General features: G+C 67.7%; 4 protein-coding genes. All 4 read left to right on the top strand.

Annotated features, from left to right (window positions below):
* On the top strand, positions 1 to 521 hold a 521-nt coding region (locus tag WBA11_RS11665), incomplete at its 5' end, for an ABC transporter permease (RefSeq protein WP_424520857.1).
* A complete protein-coding gene (locus WBA11_RS11660) occupies positions 518 to 955 on the top strand; it encodes a YqaA family protein (protein WP_424520856.1) in 438 nt (145 codons plus the stop codon). The genes WBA11_RS11665 and WBA11_RS11660, both read left to right, overlap by 4 nt.
* A gap of 166 nt (positions 956 to 1,121) precedes the next feature.
* Positions 1,122 to 2,198 (top strand): 23S rRNA (adenine(2503)-C(2))-methyltransferase RlmN, encoded by a 1,077-nt coding sequence (rlmN, locus tag WBA11_RS11655; protein WP_424520855.1) that lies wholly within the window; start codon positions 1,122 to 1,124, stop codon positions 2,196 to 2,198.
* Positions 2,199 to 2,321: 123 nt separating this feature from the next.
* Positions 2,322 to 3,704, top strand: coding sequence for a wax ester/triacylglycerol synthase family O-acyltransferase (locus WBA11_RS11650; protein WP_424520854.1), 1,383 nt, complete (start codon positions 2,322 to 2,324; stop codon positions 3,702 to 3,704).
* Position 3,705 lies beyond the last annotated feature (1 nt).

The following is a 3,705-nucleotide window of genomic DNA, read 5'->3' as shown; positions in this document are numbered from 1 at the left end:
ATCGGCAGTCTGGATTTTTGCAGGCCGTTTTGGTCTCGCCGCAGCCTCGGGCGGTCATCGTCTTGGGCGTCGTACTGGGAGGGACGACGCTGGCCGTTGGGCAAGCCGCGCTCATCGGACTCCTCGCGCCGACGGTTGGGCTCGACTCCGGCCTCGAGGGCGCGGCGCTCGCCGTCGTTGCGGCGGTCTTGATGGCCGTTACGTTCACGTCATTCGGGTTCGTGATGGCGTGGCGGCTGCGGTCGGCGCGGGCCTACCACGCGATCATGAACGTCGTGCTCATCCCCGTGTGGCTGCTCTCGGGCGCGTTCTTCCCAGAGTCGGGCGCGTCGTCTGGCGTCGTGCTCGCGATGCGCCTGGACCCGATGACGTACTCGGTCGGCCTGCTCCGCTACGGTCTGCACGGCGTCCCGCCGTCGATCCCTGGCACCGACCTTGAGGTCGGGACATGTCTCGTCGTGAGCGTCGTGGCCGCGGCTTTCGCCTTGGGAGCAGCGGTGGTGACGGCCCGGCGAGGGTGAGCGTCGAGCTCGCCGAGTGGGTCCAGGCCTACGGGCTATGGGGCCTGACCGGGGCCGCGTTCGTGGGTGCGACTCTCGTCCCGATCTCGTCCGAAGTCGCGTTCGTGGCCGCTCTCAAGCTGGGTCTCGACCCCGTCACCGCCCTCGTGTGGGCCAGCGTCGGCAACACGGCCGGCTGCCTCGTCAACTACGGGCTGGGGCGTTGGAGCCGGGACGCGTTCGGCGACCGGTTGTCGTCCTCGAGGGCGGGACGGACGGCCGTGCGATGGCTCGAGCGCTGGGGCGCGTCCGCGCTTCTCCTCTCGTGGGCTCCGATCATCGGCGACCCGTTGACGGTCGCAGCGGGAGTGGCGCGCGTGCGGCTCGGGCTGTTCGTCACCTTGGTGGCGTCGCTTCGGGTGGGTCGGTACGCGTTGCTGCTCTGGGCTGTCTAGCCGTCCTCGAGGGCGTCGCGAAACGGAACAGCTGTCGACCCAAACGCCCTCGAGGACGAGATGAGCGTTCGGCACGTCGCCGCTTTTCACGCCTCCCCCCCGGTCGCTTCACCGCCCGCCCACGACCTCGAGGACGGGGCACGGGGTCTCCGTCGTTACTTGCGACATGAGCCTGCTGCCCGACCTCCGCTCCCTCGACGCCGACGCCCTCGAGGCGTACGCCCTCGACCTGGGCGAGCCGCGCTTTCGAGGCCGGCAGCTGTTCAAGTGGATCCACGAGAAGGGCGCGACCTCGTTCGAGGACATGACCGACCTTCCGGCCTCGATGCGCGCGCGGCTCGAGGAGACGGCGACGCTCGGCAATCTGACCGAAGTTCGGCGTCAGCGGGCGACCGACGGCACGCTCAAGAGCTTGTTCAAGCTGCCCTCTGGCCGTCACATCGAGACCGTCCTGATCCCCGACCTCGAGGACGACGGCTCGGCCAAGCGGCTGACGGTGTGCGTCTCGTCGCAGGTCGGCTGCGCGATGGGCTGCACGTTCTGCGCGACGGGCTTGATGGGCTTCCAGGAGAACCTGACGCCGGGCCAGATCGCCGAGCAGGTGTGGGCGATGGACCGCGTCGCGAGAGAGCAGTTCGGACGCGGCGTGACGAACGTCGTTTACATGGGCATGGGCGAGCCGTTCCAGAACTACAACTCGGTCACAGAGAGCCTGGGCCTGCTAACGGACGGGCTCGGCCTGTCGCCCAAGCGGATCACCGTCTCGACCGTCGGCCTCGCCCGCCGCATCCGCCAGTTCGCCGATGGCCAGGCGAGTGGCGACGTCCCAAAGGTCGGGCTGGCCATCAGCCTGCACGCGCCGACCGATCCGCAGCGGAGCGCGATCATGCCGGTCAACCGGTCGGAGAAGACGGACCTCAAGGCGCTCGGCGCCTCCGTCCGCCACTACTACGCCACGACCGGCCGCCGTGTAACCTACGAGTACTGCGTTTTTCAAGGCGTCAACGACACCCTCGAGGACGCCCGCAACCTGTCGCGGATCGCGAGCTGGGCGCCGTGCAAGGTCAACCTGATCATGTACAACCCGGTCCCCGGCTCGGCCTTTCAACCGCCCAGCGAGGGCGGTCTCGACACGTTCATCGCGGAATTGGTCAACCGCCGGGTCCGCGTGACGGTGCGGCGGAGCCGTGGCCAGGACATCGATGCGGCGTGCGGACAGCTCGCCGTCGCGGAGGCCGCGTAAGACTCGTCCTCGAGGAGGCGCGAGCCCGTTCCGACACTGAGAGCCGCCGGGCCGGCGCAGCCAACGAACCCTTATCCGCGGGCGCGCCATAGAGTAGGTTCGCTCAGCCTTCCTCGACGCCGCATGGACCGCCCTCGACCATTCCCCGTCTCCCCTCCCGACTCCGCATGGCTCAGGATGGAGGTCCCGACCAATCCCATGACCATCACGGGCGTCGTCGGGTTCGGGTCGGAACTCAGCCTCGAGGACCTGAGAGACTTCGTCACCGAGCGGCTGGTCAGATTTAGCCGGTTCAGGATGCGGATCGAGGACATGCGGAGCACGACGCCGCGCTGGGTGCCGGACGACGCGTTCGACATCGAGCACCACGTCCTCGAGGCCGACCTTCCAGCCCCCGGAGGACAGACTGGACTCGAGGAGCTAGTGAGTCGGCTGATGAGCGAGCCGCTGTCGTTCGACCACTCGCCCTGGACCTTCCATCTGGTCCACGGCATCGAGGACGAGGACGGGGCGGAGAGCGCGGCGATCGTCGTCCGGCTGCATCACGTCATCGGGGACGGGATCGCGTTGATGCACGTCCTGATCAACGCGGTCGACGAATACTTCGATCTCGAGGACGAGACGAGCCGGCCACGGAAGCGACCGAAGCTGCCCACACCGAAGAGGGTGGCAAAGACGCTCAAGAACGCTGGGACCGAGACCGCCGAGCTCTTGATGAACCCGTCCCATCTCGGCGGTCGACTCAAAGCCGCCGGTTCCGGCGTGTCCGCGCTCGGGCACCTGCTCGCGATGCGACCCGACTCGGTCACGACTCTAAAGGGGCAGACCTCTCCGGTCAAACGAGCCGCCTGGACGCGGCCGTTCGTCCTCGAGGACATCAAGTCCGTCGGGCACGCCCTCGATGCGAAGGTCAACGACGTGCTGATGACGGCGGCCGGCGGTGCCTTGCGACGGTTTCTCATGTCTAAGAACGAGCCTGTGGACGCGCTCACGGTCCGGGTCGCTGCACCGTTCAACGTCAGGCCGCTCGAGCGCGCGCACGAGCTCGGCAACTCGTTCGGGCTGGTCTTCGTCGAGTTGCCCGTGTCGCAGCCGACGGTTCGCGAGCGCCTGAGTGCGATGAAGGCTCGGATGGACGCGGCAAAGTCGTCGTCGGAGCCCGCCGTGGTCTACGGCATCCTGCAGACCATCGGTCGTGCTCCGATGTGGATCCACAGCCTGGTCGTCAAGATGTTCTCCGAGAAGGCGACGGGCGTTCTGACCAACGTCCCCGGTCCCGACGAGACGCTCCACATTAAAGCCGCGCCGATCACTACGATCATGTTTTGGGTCCCGCAGGCCGGAGACATCGGGCTGGGGATCAGCATCATCAGCTTGGACGGGTCGGTCCGGGTGGGCGTGACCACGGACGCGGCGTACGTCGAGAACCCGGCCGAGATCGCTCGCGCGTTCGAGGACGAGTTCGACGCACTCGTCGCCGAGTTCGTGACCGAGGCCGCGGCTTAGG

Source organism: Rubrivirga sp., from assembly GCF_049648075.1.
GTDB lineage: Bacteria > Bacteroidota > Rhodothermia > Rhodothermales > Rubricoccaceae > Rubrivirga.
This window is presented reverse-complemented; position numbering and strand designations above follow the sequence as displayed.

What these genes read in the sequence shown, in the direction of transcription:
- WBA11_RS11650 (WP_424520854.1), top strand. Translation starts at nt 2,322, where the DNA reads ATGGACCGCCCTCGACCATTCCCCGTCTCCCCTCCCGACTCCGCATGG.
- rlmN (WP_424520855.1), top strand. Translation starts at nt 1,122, where the DNA reads ATGAGCCTGCTGCCCGACCTCCGCTCCCTCGACGCCGACGCCCTCGAG.